This window comes from Candidatus Methanoperedens sp. (assembly GCA_012026795.1).
Taxonomy (GTDB): Archaea; Halobacteriota; Methanosarcinia; order Methanosarcinales; family Methanoperedenaceae; genus Methanoperedens.
In genome coordinates, this window is sequence record VEPM01000020.1 from 51,592 (window position 1) to 72,991 (window position 21,400).

A 21,400-nucleotide genomic window follows, 5' to 3' on the forward strand; every position below is an offset into this window, starting at 1 on the left:
GGTAATTATGATCGTTACAAGACATATCTCTCTTGATAATGATTGCATAGAGAAAATGGAACCTTATGTTGAAAAACATAAAGGGAATTTTAGCGCTGCAATAAGAGAGATCATAGACCGGGCCGGGAAAAACAGTGAACTTGAGAATATTTCCACAATTGACAATACGCTGTTCAAATGGATGCTCAATGAAATCGATGGTTTGCTTGTCCCGGACAATGTAATGGATGATCTGATAAGTCCCATGCTTATAAATTCAATGGGAAAACTTGAAGACCATCTCAAGCACAAGTTCACAGAACTGGAATGGGATGTTGACCTTTCCCTGAAATACGATAGTGATGCATCTGCATCAGACGTATTGATAGAAGTCAAAGGTTCGCCCCAGAAAATAAAATTCGTTGCAAGGATGCTTGCCCAGTATCTTGTGAAAAACTCACCTGAGCATGCTCCGCTTGAGATAGCTTCGGTTTTTAATCTTGATGGAGGTATAAGAGTTGAACTATCAAAATCAAACAAGAAGGAAGGATATGACAGCCTTATAACCTCTTTTGGAGGTTTGAATGAAGTTATCCAGGCCATCAAAAGCCGCCCGGATTTTTGGAAATCAATAATCACCGGACATCTCCTGAGCAATTACAATATGGTAACTGTTCACAGGAACTACTTTGAGGATCTCCTTTCAGGCAAAGTTCCGATGGGTGAGATAACGATAGAAACTCTTGCCAAGAAACCAATCCAGGAAATTCCTCTTTGCGAAATGCTGTCCCTGGTTAAGGAAGTATATGAAACATCAAGAGTTGTGGACCGGGTGGAGGTTGACCGGGAGAACCTCATATTGTTCCATAATTACAGGAACAAAGAGGTAATAGACAAACTGAAAACAAGCATAGTCTCACTTCTGGAAGCGAATGGCCACCTGTATGATGCAAAGTCAACTGCAAATATGGTTGTGCTGACACACAGGCCGGATGTGGGAATCAGGATCAACGAGATAGTAAGCAACCTCAAGATCAGTAACAGCAGGGTTGACCAGGACCTGATAATGTTCATGGCTTTCTTAAAAGGGCTAAAGAACATTCCTGATATACCTGTATCTCTGACAGCCCTGGGGAGAAGGATAGGGGTATCCCTGATGCAGGAGTACGAAAAAGAGAACAATATAAAAGGCTGGGAATTCCAGAATTTCCGGAAAGCCCTTGAAATAATTGATTCTAAACTCCACAGGGAAAGCGAATGGAAACCGGATGGGAAAAATCTGCTCTATACAATCAAGAAATGCAATATTGTGACTGAAGGTAATTCAATCGATAAATATATCTGCCATACCATAAGGGAAACTTTCAAGGGGGCAGTGAACCACGCTTTTGGAAACAGGGCAGAACTTGATATCAGGAAATTACTGTCGCATGGAGACAATTGTTGTGAGGTGTTAATACGAGTACCATGAAAATAAAATCAGGAATTTTGGATAAAATCGGGATCGCAGAAGAAACAATACAAAAAATTAAACTATATAATAGGTGTTAAAATGAATACATTACTTGAATTCATAACGTTTGTCAAAGGGGTTGAATACCTGATTGTAATAGCGTTTTGCTTCGGGTTTATCGCCCTGTGGGTACTTGTAAACTCCAGGGATAGGATGAAAAGGCCAACAATAGTATCTTTCGTTATTCCCCTTGCACTGGTCTTTGGGGCCGGAGCAATCGTACTTACATCTTCAGATAATTCTGATGTTGCATCAGCCCCGGATATTTCAAACGTATCAGTGGCAATACAACCCGGTAATATCAAAGAGACCAGGCTTGCTTCAAATAGCGGGTGGCCAACAGTAAATAAATCCGAGTATCTTTCAATCAGATACGGGCCAGCGACTGAGTTTCATAAGATAATGAGTGAAAAGGTCAGTTGCACTACATGCCATCATAACAGCGGGGATGAGATCCATGCATGTAAGGATTGCCATGATAGCCCGACCAATCCGCATAATTCAACAAAACCGGGCCTGAAGGCTGCTTACCACGAGCGGTGCATATCCTGTCATCCTGAAGATTTCAATGGACCTGACAGCTGCACTAAATGCCACACAGGGGAGCTAAAAGCATCAGCCGTAGTTTCAGCTCCAATCCGTCCGCACCAGCTTACATGGGATACATGTAACAGGTGCCATCCGAAAGGGATACCAAATGGCGGCGTGGAGTCAAAGATCGTTTATCATGACAGCTGTCTTAAGTGCCATTCAACAGGAGTCGCAGGTGCGGCGTTAGTACCTGATGACCATGCAGGAAGAGCTGGCAATACGTGCCAAGGCTGTCATAAACCAGCCGGAGGATAAATTATGATAAACAGGAGAAACCTGCTTAAAATAGGTGGAACGGTTGTTGCAGCAAGTATCCTTGGCAGCGAAACCGTTCTTGGCTCACAGGATTTCGAAGGAAATCCCGACCGCCTGGGTATGCTTACCGATACAACAAGGTGCATCGGATGCCGCCGCTGTGAAGCTGCATGTAACAAGGCTAATAATCTTCCAGATGCGAAAACATCATTTGAAGATACTTCTGTTTTCGAAGAAAAGAGGAAACCTTACGTCGCAGATGTGCAGTCATATACAGTTGTCAACAGGTTCGAGGGTGAGGACGGAAAACCGGTATATCGCAAGATCCAGTGCATGCATTGCGATGAGCCGGCATGTGTTACAGCCTGCCCGGTAGCTGCACTGACAAAATCAAAAGAAGGACCCGTGGTATGGAATGAAAAGGTGTGTATCGGATGCCGTTATTGTATCACAGCATGTCCGTTCTATGTCCCGGCCTTTGAATATTCAAGCGCTTTTGAACCGAAAATCCAGAAATGTTTCTTGTGCAACCAGAGGATAAAAGACGGTCTCATTCCTGCCTGCGCTGAAGCATGCCCTGTTGAAGCCATACAGTTCGGAAAAAGGAAAGACCTGATGAAAATGGCAAAGCAGAGAATATGGGGGGAGCCTGATAAATATATCGACCACGTGTATGGTGAAACCGAAGCCGGAGGAACTGGCTGGTTGTATATTTCAAAACTGCCATTTGAGAAAATGGGGTTCCCCGAAAATATCGGGACAACATCATTTCCGAAACTGACAAAGGATTTCCTGGGTATGGTAAATCTAACGCTTGTCACATGGCCTGCACTGCTTGGAGGTTTTTATATGGCGACACATAAGAAACCGCATGAAGAACATGGGCAGGAGAATAAGAAGGAGAATGAGAAAAAACCTGAGGAGGATATAAAACATGAATGAATTTGGAAACGAAACTGTGGAAAGACATGTGTATCCCGAAAATGAACTGACAGGTGCGGAAATAATTTCTAACTGGTTCAGGGAGAAGATATTTTTGGGACTATCGTTCAAAGAATATATGAAGACGCTCATCACCCCTCTTAATATTGGTGCGGGTCTCATTGTCTTTGCGGGCCTATTCCTGATAGCAATGCGGTTTATTTACGGACTTGACCAGGTAACGGAAGCTTCGAATGAACAGCCCTGGGGACTATTCCTGACATGGGGATTATTCAGCGGAGTTCCATTCTCAGCATCAGGATTTGTAATCGGGACAGGAGTTTATATTTTCGGGGTCAAGAGATATCAGCCGATTGTCAAGAATGCGATCCTGCTGGGTTTCCTGGGATACCTGTTTGCAGTAATATTCCTTATGATAGACCTTGGCCGCCCGTGGAGAATATATTATCCTATGGCCATATCATTCGGGACTGCATCAGTAATGTTCCTTGTGGCCTGGCATGTAGCCCTGTATCTCTCGGTGCAGTTCTTTGAATTCAGCCCATCGATCCTGGCCTGGCTAAACCAGGGATACCTGCGAAAGATAGCTGTGAGCATGACACTGGGTCTTACAATATTTGGAGTAATGCTCTCTACACTGCACCAGTCGGCTCTTTCAGCCATGTTCCTCCTTGCGCCCGGTAAGGTGCATCCGCTATGGTATACATCATACCTGCCATGGCTTGCCCTCATTTCAGCAATAGGAGCTGCGATGGCCCTGATGATCGTGGTCAGTAAACTCACAACGATATACTTCAGGAACAGGGCATCGCCGGAATACCTTGGAAGCATTGATGATGTTACGATCGGTCTTGGGAAAGCCTCTTCGCTTGTCATGTTTACATACCTGGGAATGAGATTGATAAGCATTACACATGAAGGCGCATGGAAGTACCTCGATACGCCAACTGGTCACTGGTTTATGGTTGAGATATTTATCCTTGCGCTGGTCCCATTCCTGTATTATTACGGGGTAATGAAGAAGAACGTAAGACTTATCCAGGTAACAGGTGTTGTGACGATGATCGGAATAATCCTTAACAGGTTCAACCTGACATTGCTGACATTCAACTATCAACTTCCTAAAGGAGAACTCTTCTACTGGAAGGAAGTGCTGGTAGTAATATCAGTTATCATAATACAGATACTGGTTTACAGATGGATCGTCAACAGGATGCCTGTCCTTCGGGATCATCCCGATTATCCGAATGACGGGCATTAATTCAAGATGAAGCTGGGAAGGATAGGAGCCGGATAGGGTTGTTTGCTTGCATGCAGCCTTGTCCGGAATTATTTTTTTAATTTATTTGGTTTGTTGTGCAGAAGGAGCTTTTCGGGAAGGCATGACAAGTACCTTGTCTATCCGGTTTTTATCCATATCCACTACCTCAAAGCGTAATCCGTTCCATTCAAAATGGTTGCCTACAACAGGGATACGCCCCATATGCATCAGCACAAAGCCGCCCAATGTCTGATAGATGCCCTCTCCTGGCAGCTCTTTAATGCTGAATATCTTTTTGAAATCATCCACGAGCAACATTCCATCCAGAAGCCATGAGCCATCCTCGCGCTGCACAGCCAGTGGCTGCTCCAGTTCCTCTACTGATGGTATATCCCCGACGATCTGTTCCAGTATATCTTTTAGTGTTACCAATCCCTGGACACTGCCGTATTCATCGACCACGAGCGAGATATGTATGCCGGATTTCTTGAATAGTTCCAGAACTTTCAAAGCGTGCGTACTTTCGGGCACAAACAACGGGCGGCGCATGGATGCCCTCAGATCAGGAGTCTTGCCTGCCATGTTAAGATCCAGCATGTCCTTAATTTGCACTATGCCAAGAATATTATCAAGACTACCCTGACCTACCGGAAAGCGGGAATGACCGCTATCGGCTATTTTATGTCGTATTTCCTGGGACGAATCTTCGATATCAAGCCAGACTATCTCGGTACGTGGCGTCATCAATGCACCTGCACGCAGGTCACCCAGGCGAAATACCTGCTCTACCATATCCCTTTCTGCTTTTTCAAACGTTCCGGCTTTCATACCCTGCTCGATCAGGATATTAATCTCTTCCTCTGTTACAGGCGGTTCGGTAACCGGTCGTATGCCCAATATTCTGAGTACCGTATCTGTCGAAATGCTCAACAGATGAACCGCAGGCGCGGTTATCCTGGATAACATGCGCATAGGGACGGCCATAATACATGCTATCCGTTCCGGGTTATGTAATGCCATCCTTTTGGGCACAAGTTCACCAATAACCAAAGTAAGATATGTAATTCCAAGAACTACAGTACCCAGAGCAATGGCTTTGCTGTAGGGCGCAAATAAGGGTATAAAGACCAGGCGCGCAGACAGTTCCTCTGCTATGGTTGCTCCGCCTAATACGCCAGCCAGTATGCCTATAAGTGTGATGCCAATTTGGACCGTGGATAGCAAACGATTGGGTGAATCTGCAAGATCCAGCGCAACCTGTGCCTTTGCATTGCCTTCATTGACCCATTGCTGAAGCCGTGCCTTGCGTGCCGAAATAATGGCAATCTCGGACATGGAAAAAACACCATTGGCAATGGTAAGTAAAATGATGAGTATAATTTGAAACGTGATGTCTGGCATTGTTGTCTCTTATTAGCCTGATATTAAGATTAAGGTTAATGTCCACTAACCTGTGGGAATATAGATATAGGTATAGATATAGAATTCTCACCATACCTTTTTTCTATAGCTTCCAAACTTTCCATAGGAACCATATTTCAATTCTCAGACACAAAAATATGAATTAAAATGATAAGTCTAAGATAAGCGGGAAGGGGAGTGGGTGGTATCGTTGAAAAAATGAACCCGCTTATCTTGTTCGTTTTTACGCGAACACTTCTATCATCAATTGCTCGGAATAAATAGTTTTCGCTTGGTAAATGATACTCAGTATTTGGATGACATAATTATTCATGAAATTACTAAAACAAGGCAAGCTATATTATAATATCCGTTAATTGTGCCACTATGTTCACAATAAAAGATCATCTTGAAATCAGGAATCATCATCTTATTATTGGCGGCGCTGATACCACCGTCCTTGCAGAACAGTTTGGAACTCCCCTGTACGTTACTAATGAATCCAGGGTCATCAGTAATTTCTCAGAATACAGGAAGGCTTTCCCTGATGCTGAAATAAATTATGCGGCCAAAGCCAATGGAAGCTTTGCCATCCTCAGGATGCTTGCGCGGGAAGGGGCTGGCGCTGATGTTTTCAGTTTCGGCGAGCTTTATATGGCGCTTCTTGCCGGAATCGGGCGTGAGAAAATCCTCTTTAATGGCAATTCAAAGACTGATTTTGAACTGCAAAAAGCAGTGGAAATGGGTATAAAAGTCTCTGTGGATTCTCTTGATGAACTTCGCACATTATCAAAAATAGCTGATTCCCTGGGTAAAACAGTAGAGATCGCATTCCGTGTCAATCCCGATGTCTCTGCAAAGACCCATCCTAAAATATCAACCGGCCTTCGGACTTCAAAATTCGGGATTCCTTCAGAGGAAGTTGTGGGTGCATATAAAGAGGCGAATAAACTTCCAGGGATCGTACCGGCTGGCATTCACTGCCATATCGGGTCCCAGATACTGGATACAACGCCTTTCACCGAAGCTACCCATAAAATGATGGATCTTGTTGAAAAAATAACGGGGCTTGGAATAAATCTTGAATTCGTGGACATGGGTTCGGGTCTTGGTATACCTTATAAAAAGGATGAAGGACAGGCCCCAACACCTCTTGACCATGCAAATGCGATCCTTCCGGTATTTGAAGAAAGGACAAAAGCTATTGGAATATCACCCCGGCTTGTGCTTGAGCCCGGACGTTTTATTGTTGCAGATACGACCATCCTCCTTGCACGCGTCAATACAGTAAAGAAAGCGGCAAAGAATTTTGTTGGTGTAGATGCAGGTTTTAATCTTCTTGTCCGCCCCACCATGTATGACTCATATCATCATATTGTTGTTGCAAATAAAGCAAATTCCAGACCTGAGGACATTTACACGATCGTCGGGCCAATATGCGAGACCGGGGATATTTTCGCAAAGGATAGAACCCTGCCGCATATTGAAAAAGGCGACCTGGTCGCTCTGCTGGATGCCGGAGCATACGGCTTTAGCATGAGCAGCCAGTATAACGGAAGACCCCGGTGTGCTGAAGTACTGGTAAAAGACGGAGAGGCGGAAGTCATAAGGAACCGGGAGGACTTTGTGGACCTGCTTAACGGGCAGAAGCTTCCGGCAAGGTTGATGTGAAGTGTTACAATAGACTTTGATTCTTTATGAAATATGATCGACCCTGTTGATAATTTTGAAATTCCCGATGAATGGATAAAACGTGCAAGCATACCACCTGACGAATTAAATTCCCGCATATCGAGCGGACGTTATGTTCTTCTTTCGGACGGCTCGCTTTTGCGGCGCGGGTTTACAACAGGGACAACCGCTGCTGCTGCTGCAAAAGCTGCGGTCTTATCCCTTAAAGGGGATATTTCAGAGGTTTCTGTTGTATCTGTTCCCACGCCTGTCGGGATACGTGCTTTCCTTTCGGTTGATGCAAAGAATGGGAAGGCTTCTGTTGTTAAGGATTCAGGAGATCATGAAAGCGATGCAACCAGGGGAATAGAGATCCAGGCCAGGGCAAAAGAAAATGAGACAATAATAATCAAAGCAGGATATGGCATAGGTTCAAAAAATGGCAAACCAGCGATCAATCCTTCTCCGATGCGGCAGATAGAGGAAGCTATAAAAGAGGCACTTCTTGAGACAAAGTTAAAAGGAGCGTTAGTTACAATTTCAATCCCGCAGGGTAAGGAAGTTGCAAAAAAAACGCTTAATGAAAAGATCGGGATAACTGGAGGGCTTTCCATTCTGGGAACAACTGGCTTTGTAGAGCCGTGGAATGAACATCTGGGAGAAATGAAGGAAGAACTTATCGCAAAAGCCGACAGGGTCGTTCTTACAACAGGAAGAACTGGTGTGCGCTTTTCCAGCATGCTTTTCCCGGGATACACAGTAATACTTATCGGGAGCGATATCCCAGGAGGTCTTGCTGCCGCAAAAGGTGAGGTAATTATCTGCGGTCTTCCAGGACTTATATTGAAATGGGCAAATCCTGATATCTTAAAAAATAGCGGTTATCTTACCATCCAGGAAATGATCGATGCTAATCCGGAAAATCCTGTTATTGACCTGACGCTGGATGAGGCGGTCAGGATATCGGGAAGAAGAATTGTGCTATTGGACAGGAACGGGACAATTCTTCGTGATACCCGCGAACGAAATATCAATCCTATCAATCCGGATGGAACTTTATGAAAATTATTGGTGTGGGCGCGGGCCCTGGTCTACTTACAAACGAAGCGATAAAGGCAATAGAAAATGCCAGCATAATATTCGGATCAAAACGGGCTATTGAACTGGCAAAAGAACATATAAAATGCAAAGCGAATATACTTACGGATTATACTTTGCAACAACTCCCCGGAAATGCGGTCGTCCTCTCCACAGGAGACCCGATGCTTTCAGGTCTTGGGAAGTATGCAAAATTGGAAGATCAAATTATCCCGGGGATCTCATCAATGCAGATCGCATGCGCAAGGCTGTGCCTTGGAATTGACAATATTGCTGTCATTACTGCCCACTCAAGGGATATTGGGATTGTTAAAGAACGGATATTGGCGGATTTAAGAAATGGAAAAAATATTTTTCTGCTTCCTGACTCCTCTTTTGGTGTAAAAGAAATTGCAGTTTTCCTTAAAAATGAGGGTTTTTCAAAGAAGATCTCTGTCTGTGAGAAGCTTGGTTATCACGATGAGCGCATAGTGACCGGAACTACTGATAAGCCTCCAGCCTCTGGATCTGATATGTATTGTGTAATTATAACCAATTTTTAATTTAATTTGCGTGCGCTTCCACAAAGCACGCTTTCATAACCTTTCATGGCGCTCATTACCTTGATCCCCTTATCTGTGAGTTCATATTCCCGTATCTCGGTGTCATGTTCAATACCTCGCGATTTGAGTATGCTTAAAACCCCGTGTATCTTTCCATCGACCTCAACATGACGAAGCAGTATGATGTTATCTACGGCACACGACAAAGCTTCATGCGTCAGCTTCACAGCGCCGAACAGCTCAGATATCTCACTTGTTACGGCTGTTGTGACACCCATTGTTGAAAACATGTCAAGAAGGATCGTGATATAGTTCTTGCGTTCTATGCTATCCGGTAGCGACGTCTCAAGATTTTCTATGCCATCAAATAAGATGCGTTTAATATTGTTTTCTTTTATCTTCTTTTTCAGTATCAAAGCTTCTTCATCGGGCCTGAAGAAAACAGGAGATAAATATATGATCTCAAGCATTTTCTTATCAAGATACGGCTGCAAATCCAGGCCAAACGCCCTTGAATTCCTGACAAGTTTTGATGGACGTTCTTCCATAGACATTATCAACCCATTTTCATCCCGGATGAGCCCGTCGCAAATGAAATGAATACCAAATGTGGTTTTCCCGGTGCCTGTTGTGCCTGAAATGAGTAAAACATCATCATCAGGAATACCGCCTTTTAGCATATTATCAAGACCTGATATGCCAGTACTGACTTTGATACTGGATACAGGTTTATCTTCAGTTTCCGGTAATAACCTGGGGAAAACAATTATGCCTATATTTCTTATATCCATCGAATGTTTCCCTGATATGTATTTTTGCCCCCTCATTTTGATGAGGCGAAGATTCCTTTCCACCCGCATTCCGAAAATGTCCTCAGACAGGTATATTACTCCGTCAGCAAGGTATCCCACTACGCTTTTCCTGAGATCTTCAAGGGTGAATTCACCTGTAATAATTACAAGGGTATTCCAGCTTTTCATTGAAGTGAACAGGTCAAAATAAAATCCCCTTCTCTCATCGTCAGAAACCGGCCTGTTTTCAAATGACTTCAGAAGGTCTCCCAGCGCGGTCAGGGGATCTATGACGATCCTTGCTGGTTTGATAATGGAAATTTTTTTGTTAATAAAATCCAGGACTTCATCATGCCCTTTTTTCAGCAAGGATTCACTGATACTGACTATATTCATTTTGTTTGTTTCATAGAGTTCCTGGTCAAAGAAAGAAAATCGCGACATATAATTGTTTATCATTGCAGGGGGTTCGGAGACCGTGGAAATGAAAAGACATATATCGCCTGCTTTTGCTGCATTGAACAGGGATTGGGCTGCGAATGTTGTTTTTCCACTGCCTGCCGCACCTGCTACAAGCACAATTGAAGGCTTGTTGAAGCCTCCCTCAAGTATTTCATCAAGATTTGGTATATGAGAAGGAACGATTATCATTCTGACCACCAGCTACTTAATAAATATTGGGTCAAATTCTATATAAGGATTGGGTAGAAATTCAATATACTTCTGTGGACATATTGATAGCTACCTCTGCAATATCTCCGCTATAGCTCGCTATTCTCCCAAAGCTGTCAAGCATCGTTTTTTCTAAAATAGCAGATTGAATATCTTCTATCTCGAACAATCTTTTTGAAATATCGGAATGGGATTTCTCAACCTTCTTCAGTTCATGAAAAACTATTTCAGCCATTTCACCATTTCTTGTAAATAATGCCTGAACAGATTTTTCGAAAGTTGCAACTATATCCTCTGTGATATCTATAAATTCGTCCAGTTGCGTTTCTTTCTGGATCTCAAATAACCGGATGTAACTTTTTGCGATATTTTCAATATGGTCAGCAATTCTTTCAAGAACCTTTACTACAATCCTGTATCCAAGGCAATCCCTTTGAGATTCTATCCCGAGTTTTTCAGCTATCTGCTGGTATTCTACGGCGCTCTTAAGCTGCCTGACAACCAAAAAATAGAGCCTGTCAATTTCTTTCTCTCTTGCTATTATATCTTTTGCCAGTCCCACATCCATGTTTTTTAAAGCCTTGCCAAGATCAAGAAGCATCGACCTGTCTATGGAGAACATTCGCTGGAGTATCTGCATGGTATTCATACGTTTATAATCCAGCATTATCTCAAGAGTCATTGCTTCGTTAGTATCCTCGACTATCTCGACGCCTATCAAATAGTCCATAATGTTCCGTATGATCTCCCTGTATGCAAGGTGATCTTTCCGGTCCACTTTTATTTTAATAGTATCATAACCCACCAGGTAAAAAGCAATTAATATACGCTCAAGAGCTTCGCTTGATTTTATTTGTGAGATTTTAATTTCCTTCGTCAGTGACTCTTTTTCAATTACACTGGTCCCTATCAGCAAAGAACTGCCATGTTCCGTGACCATCAGGGAGTCTCCTGGCTTCAGGTTAGTCTTCTTAACCCATTTCTTGGGCAGTGAAATTACATAGGTAGAGCCGCCGCTTACGTAAACTTTCCGTGCTTCCATATTATCATTACTCTACTGATAGTTTATAACATATATAGATTATTGGAATAAAATATATATCATTTTTGAGACTGCTATCTTAAAACACACAGTTCATAAGAAGAATTTTTATGGATATACCCATCGAGTAAAACCCTGCATCCCATTGCTATCTGTCACAGTAAGGGTGACATTGAATGGCCTGGTGAAATTATTCGTCCTATATTTCTTTCCGCTGCCTGGAGCGAAATTGTCACCCTGCCAGGAATAGTCAATAATCGTTCCTTCGCTGTCAATGGAATCTGAACCTTCCAGGGTGAGGACTTCCCGGGATATATTTGCGATAATCTCAGACTCGACATTCACTTTTATGATGGGAACAGGAGGAAGAAAAACACGCTCAAAGTTGTTTGCCAGGCTGGTAAATAGAATTACTCTGATAGGATCTTTTCTGGAAATATTAAAAGGGGATGTAAATGAAATGTTAAGAGAGGAAGTAGAGTTTGAGGAAGAGTTGGAAATAAGGTTTAAGATAATCTGCCTGCTTGCGCCCCCTGGTACAGCGAATTGACCCGGGAAATTATATTCTCTCACACCATCTGTATAGTTTTTTGCATTTCTATCATTAATGTTGATACCAACAATCCTGGCTTCTTCTGTATTCATGTTTACGATGTTTATTTTTATGATACTCCAATTCTCATCACCAGGATTGTCAGTCCTGGGGGCAAGCGATGTGATCTTCAGGTTCTCACTCTCTACGGCAATACGAAAGCTGTTCCTCTCCATCTCCTTTTTCTGTGCCTCGTTCACCATGAGAGCAAGGGCGGATACAGAACCGACCACAACTATTATCAGCAGCAACGTACCGACAACAACTGAAAGCCCTGACTCATCATCAATCAATTTCACAGGTCATATTTTCCCCTTCTGGCCAATTAATGCATCCCCTCATAGTGTATGTAGATGTATTTAGACTATAGAGGTTAATTTAACGATTCGGGTGGGCGTTTACAACATAAATAGTTTAAAATAAGGAATAATTGAGATAAGATGACAAATGATTATAAACTATATGGCCTGAATTCAAATCCATTCAGGGAGATATCCGCTGAATCAATAGGTAATGTCAGCCTTTTGCACGTGAGCCAGAAGATAGATAGTGAACTGGCATCCATAGTTGGAGAAGTATCGGGTGGGGGAAAAGCCGTAGTGGCATACGCAGGAGACCTTGGAATTGGAAAAACCGAGAGATTGAGATGGCTTGATGATGTAGCTGCCAAGAGCGGCGTGTTCCATATTACTCTAAGTGTTGATCAGGATTTTACAGCTAACATGAATAGATTATTTGGAAGCGGGCTGAAGCAAATAAATGACAAAATGGGTTTTATGTGGCGGATGCGAATGCCAGGATATGTCAAAGAAATAAAAAAATCATTAAAATATTCCAAAACACCCACTGAATACGGCATACTGGCATCAACGATGCTAACAGAGCAGATGCCTTCCTACATCCTGCTGGATAATATCGATTGCGCAGATAATAACTTCACGGAATTCCTGGTATCCCTCGTGAATAATATAAAGGCTGGAAGCCTGTTGTGCTTTACATGTAATAAAGAAGCTCTTGAGGGCATCAAAATAGCTAATCCTTCTTTCATAGACCGGATAAACAAAATATACATCCTGGATGGGCTTGCAGATAAAGAAGCTGAGCTAATGGCAGCTAAAAGGCTTGCTGTAAGCAGGTCTATCTCGAATATGGACCCTATCTTTCCCTTTACAAAAGAGTTCATATATAATTTGAATTCGCAGGTTAAAGGAAACCCCAGGGCGCTGCTTAAGTATATGGACGATGCCTTAAGCAAGGCGTGCATCGCAGGTTTGCCTCTTATTGCGAAAAGTGTGAGCTGAAGTTTTATTATTTTTTAATCAAAGGATACTAACTTGATGACATCTTTTGTGGAAAGCACTTTAATGCGGTCTCCAAAAATTTTCTGCCTGAAATGCTTTGTGTTGAACGTCCATATTCCTTCATTATCGATTGATAAAGCAAGCGCAATAACCGGCGCATCATCTTTATCGACAGTGAGCTTTTCCGCCTCCAATACATAAGGATTATAAACCTCTGGAAATATGACCATTACGAACAGCCTTTTCACATCAGCAATGATTTCAAGTAATTCATCGTCCTGCAGCCTGTTATTATTCCAGCGGTTCCTATGTTCCCATAATTCATCATAACAGTGTTTTGGAGACATAAAAATCTCCGGGTTTTCTGTGATGATTTTACGAGTTATACCGTCTGTGAGAAGAAAAGCCAAAAGAACATTCGTATCAATAATTATCATTTGTCTTCTCGGAACGCCATCTATTGACCATTTGTTCGATATCCTTCTCTTCTAATCCATCCACTTCGGTTTTTTTGAGCTTTTGAAGCGCTTTTTTTCGTTCAATGTCATCAAGGAATTTCCTGATCGCTGCTCTAAACCATTCATTCCTGGTCTTGAATCCGGACATTTCAAGAGTGTCATCAAATTGTTTAAGTAACCTTTTATCAAGTCTAAAAATTACCTGAGTTTCTACCATATATAATTATATCATTTTGATATCATATCAAAGTTTCGAACTAATAATCTATAATTTTTAGTTAGTGTTTTTCTTGCGGTCCTTTTGTAGGATAATACAATTATACAATAAAATTGAATTAATTATTTTGAGATATGTGTAGGCTGTGGGAAGGATCATTATATAAACACGTTATTTTAAATCCTGAGAGAACGAGTAATAGTATGAATACTAGAAGTATAGATAGAGCAATTGATTTGATGAGTACTCCTGCTGATTATGAGAATTATGTTTCTATCAAAATCAAACCTGCAGAAGGAGGATGTTGTTGCCTTAATCATTGGTCTAAAACATGGGATACTATCAATGAATATATTTATCCAAGTGGGCCAGTAAAAAATGAAGGAGATGTCATAATAGATAAAAACAAAACGAGACTTGTTTTAGAATGCCATGAAACTGGGCCAGAAATTATTGTTTATCTTGGGTTTGGAACAGCATCTATAGTTCTCGTAAAATCGGTAATTGATTTAATTATTACTATTTTAAAGGCCAGACAAAATGAGTACCATAACCATTCCGGGAAGTTCAAGATTATAAGACGCCGTCAAATTAAAGGAGAGATAGATGAAGAAGAGATTATGGAGTTAGATTTACCCCTTTCTGAAGACAATATCAAAAAATTAAATGAAGTTGTGAAGGAAAACCTGTCTAAAACAGTGGGCAGAGAAGATAAGGCGTAATAAATCATTTAATATTTAATTAATTTTAATTATTCTCCATCATTTTGCAGAGTTTGTGTTCAAAATCCTGATCCGGGAATGTTAATCCAGCAAAAACGCGAGGCTCGCTATATAGCCCAAGATCATTAATATGATCGAATGTTTTAAACCATGCCTTGCCTTTCCCTCCGATATCTGCCCTGCAATGATCCCGCTTGCGAAAGCGTTGATCATTATCACATGGAAGAAACCTCTTTTGAAAGCAGCGATATCCATTCCAATTGACGAAATCCCGAAAGCTGCACCCGATCCTTCCTTCACCATATCCAGAATAGAGGGCAGGAGGGTGTTGTTGAGGAGATAGATTATTCCGATAAGAATGAATTCTGCCGCATAAATGATCATAATGAATTCCTTCAGTTCTGCCTCTTTTTCGCGCTCAAGCTGAAGGGTTTTTTCAAGGTCGTCTGCAGCTTTCAGGATGATAGCCGGACTGATGGCCCCAAGTTTTGAGGCCTGGACTATGAGGTAACCATACTTGCTTATCAGCGGGCTTTTAAGCGAATCAGCCATGCTGCTGATAACATTTTCAAAAGAAACACCCCATGCTATTTGTGCTGCTGCTTTTCTCAGGTGAGGCGCCAGGGTGTTAAGGCTTTGCTCGGATTCTACTGCAGGAGATGCTATCTCGGTTAGGGCATTCAGCGGATCAAGACCCCCGCGCAGGAGTTCGGAGAGTTCATATAGAAAACCAATAAACTCCTGCTCGTACCTTCTTTTCCTCCTATTATCAAGATATACATCTACACTGTAAGGTGTTATCGTTATCAGTACCGCGAAGACTATTACCTGGTCAAGAGTGATCTTTATTCCCTGTGATTGTTTTGCCGCTGTTTCATTTAATGATTTATTAATATTTACAGGGGCATCCTCAGGTGTATATTCTATATTTTGTTTTTTTTCATCCCCGGCTGGCAGCATATAAACCACGATCAACATTATTGCTATAAGCGCAGGAATCAGGAGGATAAAGAATTCCCTTTTAATTTTATACCGGATAAATATCTTTTTTAAAACATTCATTAATCCTCCCCGTAAGGTGAATACATGACCATCAGGAGCACAAAGAAAAGTATATTGGCTCCAGGCATTATGAAATATATGAATATATTAAAAACTTCACTCGACCTGAACGGACCTATCTGTCCTCCCATGAGAATACTCCCGACTGTCACGCCCAGTACTGCCATAATGACCCCGGTGCTTATGAATGTTATATACATCTCGCTAAAGAGACCCAGGGACTGGTTTAGCTCTTGTTGCATCTCACGTTTGATTATCAGGAGCTGGTCAAGCCTTCCGTGCAGATATGATTCCATGCTCCCGCCGGTGTGTGCCATTCTGGTTAATTCGATGAGCATGGAACGCATGTGCGGGGAGGGTGTAATCCTTGCAATATCTACGGTAGCTGCTATAAAGTCTTTACCCAGAATATCCACAGAATAGATGATTTTCTTGAGTTCACCAGAAACAGCACCGTGGTCAGAAGATGCAAGCAAATGAATGATGTTCATCGGAGTTGTGCCTGTGGACGCCAGTATGGACATATGGCTGATAGCAAAAGGCAGATGGCGATCAATGTTAAGACGCCTGTTCTGGATTTTTGAGGTAAGCTGGAAATATGACGCACTTGAGGACGCTGCAAAAACCAGAAAAGCAGCACTTATGGGATTAAAGATTTTAATGGGAAGGAGAAATAAAATCGTTCCGATCACAAGTCCGATTAAGAGTGAACTTACAAGTAATATAGATAGGAACATGCTGCCCCTGATATTAATTTCCGCCTGGCGAAGGGTTAAGGAGAATTCAGTTTCAAGGCTGCTTCCCTCAATATATTTCCCTAGCAGACGATAGCAGAATTTTTTATAGGCATTATTCATATCAAATTAACCTTTTCCAGGAGTTCGTCTGGCGAGCTGTAATATGATTTGAGGACCTTTGCCACGTCCTTGTAGTTTGTAATCGTGTTCCTGTACATCCAGTCGATCACTTTTTCCCTCTGTTCTAATTCCTTTTCCATGTACTCTATCGGTATACCATGCTCGGCGGCTATACTTCCCAGGAGAATATTTTTTCCGGTGTAATTTGAATGATCCGTATAAGGATCCCAGTGGAAAACAGTATTCGTAATAAGATTCTTTGTTAGCGGATCAATCCCTCCGATCTCCACCATGTCTATAGCCCTCCTGGCATAGCTGTTGTTAATGCGTATCCTGCTTGCAAAAATTACAAGATCAAGGCTTGCAAGCTGGCTTCGCGGAACGTTCATGGGAAAGGATTCGATACGATTAACAAGTTCATCCATGGATCCGGCGTGTATCGTTCCCATGGCAGCATGACCAACTGAGATCGCCTGGAAGAGAGTGATCGCCTCAGCGCCCCTGACTTCACCAACGATTATATATTCGGGTCTCTGCCTCAGGGCGGCTGTTAACAGTTCATACAGGCCGATATCCCCGCGTTTGGAATTTCCTTTACTTTCTTCCCCTCTTCCAAAACCGCTCCTTGTTATGGATTGTATCCAGTTCTCATGAGGAATATTGATCTCTGCCGTATCCTCAAGGCTCACAATCTTTGATTCTGGTTTTATGAAAAGGCAGATACCGTTTAGCAATGTTGTTTTTCCCGAAGCGGTGCCGCCTGAAACCAGGATCGACTTACCATATTCTACGATAATCCAGAGATAAGCAAGCTGTTTGGAATTCAAGGTCCCGTATTTTAACAGGTCTATAAAGGAAATCGGCTCTCCCCTGAACCTGCGGATGGTGAAAGATGAGCCTTTCCTTGTCACTTCGTTACTGTAAGTGAGGTTAATCCTGCTGCCTTCAGGCAGGGTTGCGTCCGTGATGGGATCAAGTATAGAAATATGTCTTCCTGATATCTGGGCCATCTTCAATATAAATGAATTTAATTTGTATTCGTTCTCAAACTTCACAAGTGTACGAAGTGATTCAAAGACACGGTGATAAATATAGACGTTCCTGCCCGGACCGTTGCAGCTTATATCCTCTATAACGGGATCATTCATTAAAAGGTCTATCTCACCGTATCCTATGAAATCCCTCTTAAGAAAATAAAGCACTTTATCACGTGTTTCCTTGCTTACTTTTATATTGTATAAGTCAATAATTTCTGCAGTTTTTTTATCAATGTATGCATAGCGGTTGGTCTGTATGCTTTCCATATCCAGTTCACCTTCAAAAATGCCCTTGATCATCCGGAAGGTTTCCATCTCTCTTCCTTCGATCACAGGCTCAACCGGAACATAGACGAGTTCTTCGGTGCTGCTATCATAGGTTATCCTGGCAAACTGGTCATGAGCTAGCGGATATGTTAAATTTATCTCACGGACCGGTTTATTCTTAAAGGGCAGCAGGGTCTCCATGATATTGGTTTTACGCTCTTCTTTCCTGTCAAGTATCTGTTCCTCAAGCTGCTTAATATGCAATTCAAGTTCAGCGCTGCTATTATGTTTGCTTCCGTTTCCATTACCAGGAATTCTTTTTGGAAAAAGATACCTGCGGATGTGCAGGGGAAACTGATCTGATTTAATAAAATTGAGGCTTTCAGAAAATGATTTCATTCCAGCCGGGGAATGCATGAACTAAATTAATAATTTGTCTATATAGAATATATGAACTATATACAAAAAAGCCTAATAGCGCCTCATTCTATCTTCGGGCAATGAAAGCTATCCTGTTTTTCATTGTATTAATGAATATAATAGCGGTTGCATCTGCCTCTGAATGGGAAGAACATATGGCAACTGTGTACTGGGGAAAAAGTGTTGATATTTCAGGTTATAATATTACAGCAGCAGATTTTCGTCCTGGCACGGTGGAAGAGCCTGCAAATAAGACAAAATGTGATGTTGAATCAGACGCCTTTAAAAGAAAAGCATGGGGGTGCGACGATTATGTATTATTGAAAATTTCCAGGAATGGAGATTCCTTATTTTTTGCTGCGCTAACACAGAAAAACAATACTTTCATTGATGGCTCTGAGTTTTACAATGAGACTGTATATGAAGGGGCACAGGGTTCGCTGAGGATAATTGCCCTGGATGTTGTAACTGGTAAATATATCCCATCTCCGTATGCAGAGCTTAAAATTCTGATAAAAAGTGATCTCGAATTCGATATTGCGAATAACTTTACGATTGTTAAGACGGTGCCCGCAGAAGCCCATGTGAATCCATCTCATCCATTCATCCCGGTATCGGTCGTTGTAAAAAACATCGGTACATACGATTTTTCTTATGTATGGGTGAATGATTCGATTTCTGAGGGCATTATTTCGAAGCCACGGGAACTGGGCTGGGGCATATCCCTGAAAAAAGGAGAAATATGGCAGGAAGAATACTTGATCAAGCCGCTTAAGCCTGTTACAGGAAAGGAATATACCCTGGCGCCTGCGACTCTTTATGTTATCTTTAATAATATAACATATAATCTCTCTACAGGTAACAATTCTTTTATCCTGCGCTCTTCTGATATCATTATCACAAAGACCGCCGATAAGACAGAGATAAGAGAAACTGGAAATGTTACCGTGAATGTAACTGTGAAAAACAACGGAAGCAGGGCAGCGCTTGTTAAGGTGGCGGATTCCATTCTACCTGATATGGAGATAATGGGCGGGGAATTGAACTTCAGCACTGTTTTGCAGCCGGATGAATCCTATAACAATAGCTATATATTAAAATTAAACAATATCTCGGATAATATCACATTGCCTTATGCAAGGTTCGATTTTAAAGAATATTGGTCAGATTATAATCCCGAAACGAAAACACAGAAAGATTCAGGCTCCGGTGTTTCCAATCAGGTTGAGATAAAATCTACATCACCTTCTAAACAGGAAAATACTGCATCTTCCGTCGTGCCTCCTGATGAAAAAACTCCTGTTAATGCTTCTTCGGCTAAATCTTCTTCAATTCCAACAGAAGAATTACCTTTAGCAGATACATCCAGGAATATCCTGAATATCATCAGGTCTTTTCTAAGCCCTCAACAACTTCCTTATGTAGTTCTGGTACTGCTGGCAGGAGGAGGACTGGCTGTGTTCATAAATAGGACCATCAGCCCAAAAAAAGACAAACAAAAGGACAAGAATAAGCTGTAGAAACATTCTTTTCCAAAAAAAGAACCCTATAATCTATAGAGATTAGTTTTATCAGAAAGTAAAATACACAGAGCTACTTATGAGATTAACCGATAACACAAAAGCCGTTTCCATGGTCGTATCTGCGCTCCTTCTTATCATAGTGGTGGCTGGATCCGTTGCATTCCTTGCAGGCACGATGCAGGGTGTGACTTCCCAGACAGATAAGGTTGTCAGCAATGGCAACAGTGCAGACACCGGGGCTATCAAAATAAATGTAATAAGTTCTGACCTTGCTATTCCTGCGGTGAGCCAGCTCGTAAAAGCTTATAATGATAAGAATCCGGGAGTGAAGCTCCAGTTACAGCAAAGTGATTCCCTGGGCGGTACTTCTAATGTTTCCATAGGCTCTGTATCTTCCGGTTTAGCAGATATCGGGATTTCTGACAGGGAACCGTCTCCATATGAGATGGAAAAATATCCCGACCTTGTAGCCCAAAAGTTTGGCACTTCGGGAATTGTTGTCATAGTTCATAGCAGCACGCCGAATATCAAATTTAGCAAAAATGACCTGAAAAACAAATACAGCGCCCCGGGTTCATTTACGGTGTATCATATGCAGAATATGAGTTCTCGTTATACCGGTACAGAGGCCGCCTTTTTCCAGTATATAGGGACCAATACAATTGCCCCGGGTATTATTCCCATTAAAGGCGGTGCCGGCATTCTTGATGCTGTGAAAAACATGCCAGAATCTATAGGATTCATAGAATACGGTTATGTTGACTCTCAGGATAAACTGGGAAATGTGTATATAGCGGACCTCTTTAATGAGAGTAACAATATAACATACACAAATATGAGCTATTCCAACTTCACGCTTGCTGCAATCAGCGATAATGTGAACAACTCCTATTATCCTCTGGAGCTTTCACACCCCCTATACTTTGTAACTAAGGGGAAATCATCTCTTGCGGATGCCTTCATAAAGTGGGCGCTATCATTTGAAGGACAGGATATTATAGAAAAGAATGGATATATCAGCTATGCGAGGGAATTTAGCTGATTATATTGTCAATAGTCAATTGCGGTATTGCCGTGGAGAAGATTTTGAAAAAATATGTAAGGAAGAAAAGAATTTATACTTTTTCCAAATGATAATAATAATCATAATTATAAGTAATATTTTTATATAGTATAAAGTCTAACT

The 21,400-nt window shown here is 41.8% G+C and carries 20 protein-coding genes; 11 read left to right on the forward strand and 9 right to left on the reverse strand.

Translation table 11 applies throughout. The features are described 5' to 3' along the window. The first annotated feature begins 7 nt into the window (after positions 1–7). The 4 genes from FIB07_11055 to FIB07_11070 all read left to right on the forward strand — a co-directional run bounded on the left by FIB07_11055 (position 8) and on the right by FIB07_11070 (position 4,541). The gene (locus FIB07_11055) at positions 8–1,450 is read left to right on the forward strand and encodes a hypothetical protein (protein ID NJD53393.1); all 1,443 of its coding nucleotides are present in this window, start codon (positions 8–10) and stop codon (positions 1,448–1,450) included. Positions 1,451–1,531: 81 nt separating this feature from the next. Continuing rightward, entirely contained in the window at positions 1,532–2,338 is an 807-nt protein-coding gene (locus FIB07_11060) for a hypothetical protein (GenBank protein ID NJD53394.1), read from the forward strand. A gap of 6 nt (positions 2,339–2,344) precedes the next feature. Next, on the forward strand, positions 2,345–3,280 hold the full coding sequence (locus FIB07_11065; GenBank protein ID NJD53395.1) for a 4Fe-4S dicluster domain-containing protein: 936 nt from the start codon (positions 2,345–2,347) through the stop codon (positions 3,278–3,280). Next, entirely contained in the window at positions 3,273–4,541 is a 1,269-nt protein-coding gene (locus tag FIB07_11070) for a hypothetical protein (protein ID NJD53396.1), read from the forward strand. The genes FIB07_11065 and FIB07_11070 overlap by 8 nt, the downstream gene beginning before the upstream one ends. A gap of 81 nt (positions 4,542–4,622) precedes the next feature. Here the strand turns inward: FIB07_11070 and FIB07_11075 are convergent, their stop codons facing one another. Further along, positions 4,623–5,942: an HlyC/CorC family transporter gene (locus tag FIB07_11075; protein ID NJD53397.1), complete on the reverse strand. Its 1,320-nt coding sequence runs from the start codon at positions 5,940–5,942 to the stop codon at positions 4,623–4,625. A gap of 387 nt (positions 5,943–6,329) precedes the next feature. On the opposite strand from FIB07_11075, the gene lysA reads away from it, so the two are divergent. Genes lysA through FIB07_11090 form a run of 3 tightly spaced genes read left to right on the forward strand, consistent with a single transcriptional unit; the run spans position 6,330 to position 9,253 of the window. Continuing rightward, entirely contained in the window at positions 6,330–7,613 is a 1,284-nt protein-coding gene (gene lysA, locus FIB07_11080) for a diaminopimelate decarboxylase (protein ID NJD53398.1), read from the forward strand. Between the two features lie 33 nt (positions 7,614–7,646). Then, positions 7,647–8,675, forward strand: coding sequence for a cobalt-precorrin-5B (C(1))-methyltransferase (locus FIB07_11085; protein ID NJD53399.1), 1,029 nt, complete (start codon positions 7,647–7,649; stop codon positions 8,673–8,675). Beyond that, positions 8,672–9,253 carry a cobalt-precorrin-7 (C(5))-methyltransferase gene (locus FIB07_11090; GenBank protein ID NJD53400.1) on the forward strand — a complete coding sequence of 194 codons (582 nt, stop codon included), beginning with the start codon at positions 8,672–8,674 and terminating at the stop codon, positions 9,251–9,253. Before FIB07_11085 ends, FIB07_11090 begins: the two co-directional genes overlap by 4 nt. Here FIB07_11090 and FIB07_11095 read toward each other — a convergent pair. The 3 genes from FIB07_11095 to FIB07_11105 all read right to left on the reverse strand — a co-directional run bounded on the left by FIB07_11095 (position 9,250) and on the right by FIB07_11105 (position 12,649). Further along, positions 9,250–10,695 carry a hypothetical protein gene (locus FIB07_11095; GenBank protein ID NJD53401.1) on the reverse strand — a complete coding sequence of 482 codons (1,446 nt, stop codon included), beginning with the start codon at positions 10,693–10,695 and terminating at the stop codon, positions 9,250–9,252. The two genes, FIB07_11090 and FIB07_11095, sit on opposite strands and share 4 nt — an antisense overlap. Before the next feature lie 61 nt (positions 10,696–10,756). Beyond that, a complete protein-coding gene (locus FIB07_11100; protein NJD53402.1) occupies positions 10,757–11,758 on the reverse strand; it encodes an AbrB/MazE/SpoVT family DNA-binding domain-containing protein in 1,002 nt (333 codons plus the stop codon). Positions 11,759–11,866: 108 nt separating this feature from the next. Next, positions 11,867–12,649, reverse strand: coding sequence for a hypothetical protein (locus FIB07_11105; protein ID NJD53403.1), 783 nt, complete (start codon positions 12,647–12,649; stop codon positions 11,867–11,869). A gap of 141 nt (positions 12,650–12,790) precedes the next feature. Between FIB07_11105 and FIB07_11110 the strand changes: the two genes are divergently transcribed. After that, positions 12,791–13,651, forward strand: a complete 861-nt coding sequence (locus FIB07_11110) for a hypothetical protein (protein NJD53404.1) — start codon at positions 12,791–12,793, stop codon at positions 13,649–13,651. A 14-nt stretch (positions 13,652–13,665) separates the two neighbouring features. Here FIB07_11110 and FIB07_11115 read toward each other — a convergent pair whose 3' ends face one another. Together FIB07_11115 and FIB07_11120 are read right to left on the reverse strand one after the other, a co-directional pair. Next, the gene (locus FIB07_11115; GenBank protein ID NJD53405.1) at positions 13,666–14,088 is read right to left on the reverse strand and encodes a PIN domain-containing protein; all 423 of its coding nucleotides are present in this window, start codon (positions 14,086–14,088) and stop codon (positions 13,666–13,668) included. Next, positions 14,075–14,326: a hypothetical protein gene (locus FIB07_11120; GenBank protein NJD53406.1), complete on the reverse strand. Its 252-nt coding sequence runs from the start codon at positions 14,324–14,326 to the stop codon at positions 14,075–14,077. Before FIB07_11120 ends, FIB07_11115 begins: the two co-directional genes overlap by 14 nt. A gap of 203 nt (positions 14,327–14,529) precedes the next feature. Between FIB07_11120 and FIB07_11125 the strand changes: the two genes are divergently transcribed. Beyond that, positions 14,530–15,048 carry a hypothetical protein gene (locus tag FIB07_11125; GenBank protein ID NJD53407.1) on the forward strand — a complete coding sequence of 173 codons (519 nt, stop codon included), beginning with the start codon at positions 14,530–14,532 and terminating at the stop codon, positions 15,046–15,048. An 81-nt stretch (positions 15,049–15,129) separates the two neighbouring features. On the opposite strand, the gene FIB07_11130 is transcribed toward FIB07_11125, so the two are convergent. From FIB07_11130 to FIB07_11140, 3 genes are read right to left on the reverse strand one after another with little or no spacing between them, the layout of a single operon-like run. Further along, positions 15,130–16,110 (reverse strand): type II secretion system F family protein, encoded by a 981-nt coding sequence (locus FIB07_11130; GenBank protein NJD53408.1) that lies wholly within the window; start codon positions 16,108–16,110, stop codon positions 15,130–15,132. Beyond that, the gene (locus FIB07_11135) at positions 16,110–16,967 is read right to left on the reverse strand and encodes a hypothetical protein (protein ID NJD53409.1); all 858 of its coding nucleotides are present in this window, start codon (positions 16,965–16,967) and stop codon (positions 16,110–16,112) included. The genes FIB07_11130 and FIB07_11135 overlap by 1 nt, the downstream gene beginning before the upstream one ends. Beyond that, positions 16,964–18,688 (reverse strand): hypothetical protein, encoded by a 1,725-nt coding sequence (locus tag FIB07_11140; GenBank protein ID NJD53410.1) that lies wholly within the window; start codon positions 18,686–18,688, stop codon positions 16,964–16,966. Before FIB07_11140 ends, FIB07_11135 begins: the two co-directional genes overlap by 4 nt. Before the next feature lie 83 nt (positions 18,689–18,771). Between FIB07_11140 and FIB07_11145 the strand changes: the two genes are divergently transcribed. Together FIB07_11145 and FIB07_11150 are read left to right on the forward strand one after the other, a co-directional pair. Continuing rightward, positions 18,772–20,211: a DUF11 domain-containing protein gene (locus tag FIB07_11145; GenBank protein NJD53411.1), complete on the forward strand. Its 1,440-nt coding sequence runs from the start codon at positions 18,772–18,774 to the stop codon at positions 20,209–20,211. A 79-nt stretch (positions 20,212–20,290) separates the two neighbouring features. Beyond that, the gene (locus FIB07_11150; GenBank protein NJD53412.1) at positions 20,291–21,256 is read left to right on the forward strand and encodes a hypothetical protein; all 966 of its coding nucleotides are present in this window, start codon (positions 20,291–20,293) and stop codon (positions 21,254–21,256) included. Positions 21,257–21,400 lie beyond the last annotated feature (144 nt).

What these genes read in the sequence shown, in the direction of transcription:
- FIB07_11055 (NJD53393.1), top strand. Translation starts at nt 8, where the DNA reads ATGATCGTTACAAGACATATCTCTCTTGATAATGATTGCATAGAGAAA.
- FIB07_11060 (NJD53394.1), top strand. Translation starts at nt 1,532, where the DNA reads ATGAATACATTACTTGAATTCATAACGTTTGTCAAAGGGGTTGAATAC.
- FIB07_11070 (NJD53396.1), top strand. Translation starts at nt 3,273, where the DNA reads ATGAATGAATTTGGAAACGAAACTGTGGAAAGACATGTGTATCCCGAA.
- FIB07_11075 (NJD53397.1), bottom strand. Translation starts at nt 5,942, where the DNA reads ATGCCAGACATCACGTTTCAAATTATACTCATCATTTTACTTACCATT.
- lysA (NJD53398.1), top strand. Translation starts at nt 6,330, where the DNA reads ATGTTCACAATAAAAGATCATCTTGAAATCAGGAATCATCATCTTATT.
- FIB07_11085 (NJD53399.1), top strand. Translation starts at nt 7,647, where the DNA reads ATGATCGACCCTGTTGATAATTTTGAAATTCCCGATGAATGGATAAAA.
- FIB07_11090 (NJD53400.1), top strand. Translation starts at nt 8,672, where the DNA reads ATGAAAATTATTGGTGTGGGCGCGGGCCCTGGTCTACTTACAAACGAA.
- FIB07_11095 (NJD53401.1), bottom strand. Translation starts at nt 10,695, where the DNA reads ATGATAATCGTTCCTTCTCATATACCAAATCTTGATGAAATACTTGAG.
- FIB07_11100 (NJD53402.1), bottom strand. Translation starts at nt 11,758, where the DNA reads ATGGAAGCACGGAAAGTTTACGTAAGCGGCGGCTCTACCTATGTAATT.
- FIB07_11110 (NJD53404.1), top strand. Translation starts at nt 12,791, where the DNA reads ATGACAAATGATTATAAACTATATGGCCTGAATTCAAATCCATTCAGG.
- FIB07_11115 (NJD53405.1), bottom strand. Translation starts at nt 14,088, where the DNA reads ATGATAATTATTGATACGAATGTTCTTTTGGCTTTTCTTCTCACAGAC.
- FIB07_11120 (NJD53406.1), bottom strand. Translation starts at nt 14,326, where the DNA reads ATGGTAGAAACTCAGGTAATTTTTAGACTTGATAAAAGGTTACTTAAA.
- FIB07_11125 (NJD53407.1), top strand. Translation starts at nt 14,530, where the DNA reads ATGAATACTAGAAGTATAGATAGAGCAATTGATTTGATGAGTACTCCT.
- FIB07_11130 (NJD53408.1), bottom strand. Translation starts at nt 16,110, where the DNA reads ATGAATGTTTTAAAAAAGATATTTATCCGGTATAAAATTAAAAGGGAA.
- FIB07_11135 (NJD53409.1), bottom strand. Translation starts at nt 16,967, where the DNA reads ATGAATAATGCCTATAAAAAATTCTGCTATCGTCTGCTAGGGAAATAT.
- FIB07_11140 (NJD53410.1), bottom strand. Translation starts at nt 18,688, where the DNA reads ATGCATTCCCCGGCTGGAATGAAATCATTTTCTGAAAGCCTCAATTTT.
- FIB07_11145 (NJD53411.1), top strand. Translation starts at nt 18,772, where the DNA reads ATGAAAGCTATCCTGTTTTTCATTGTATTAATGAATATAATAGCGGTT.
- FIB07_11150 (NJD53412.1), top strand. Translation starts at nt 20,291, where the DNA reads ATGAGATTAACCGATAACACAAAAGCCGTTTCCATGGTCGTATCTGCG.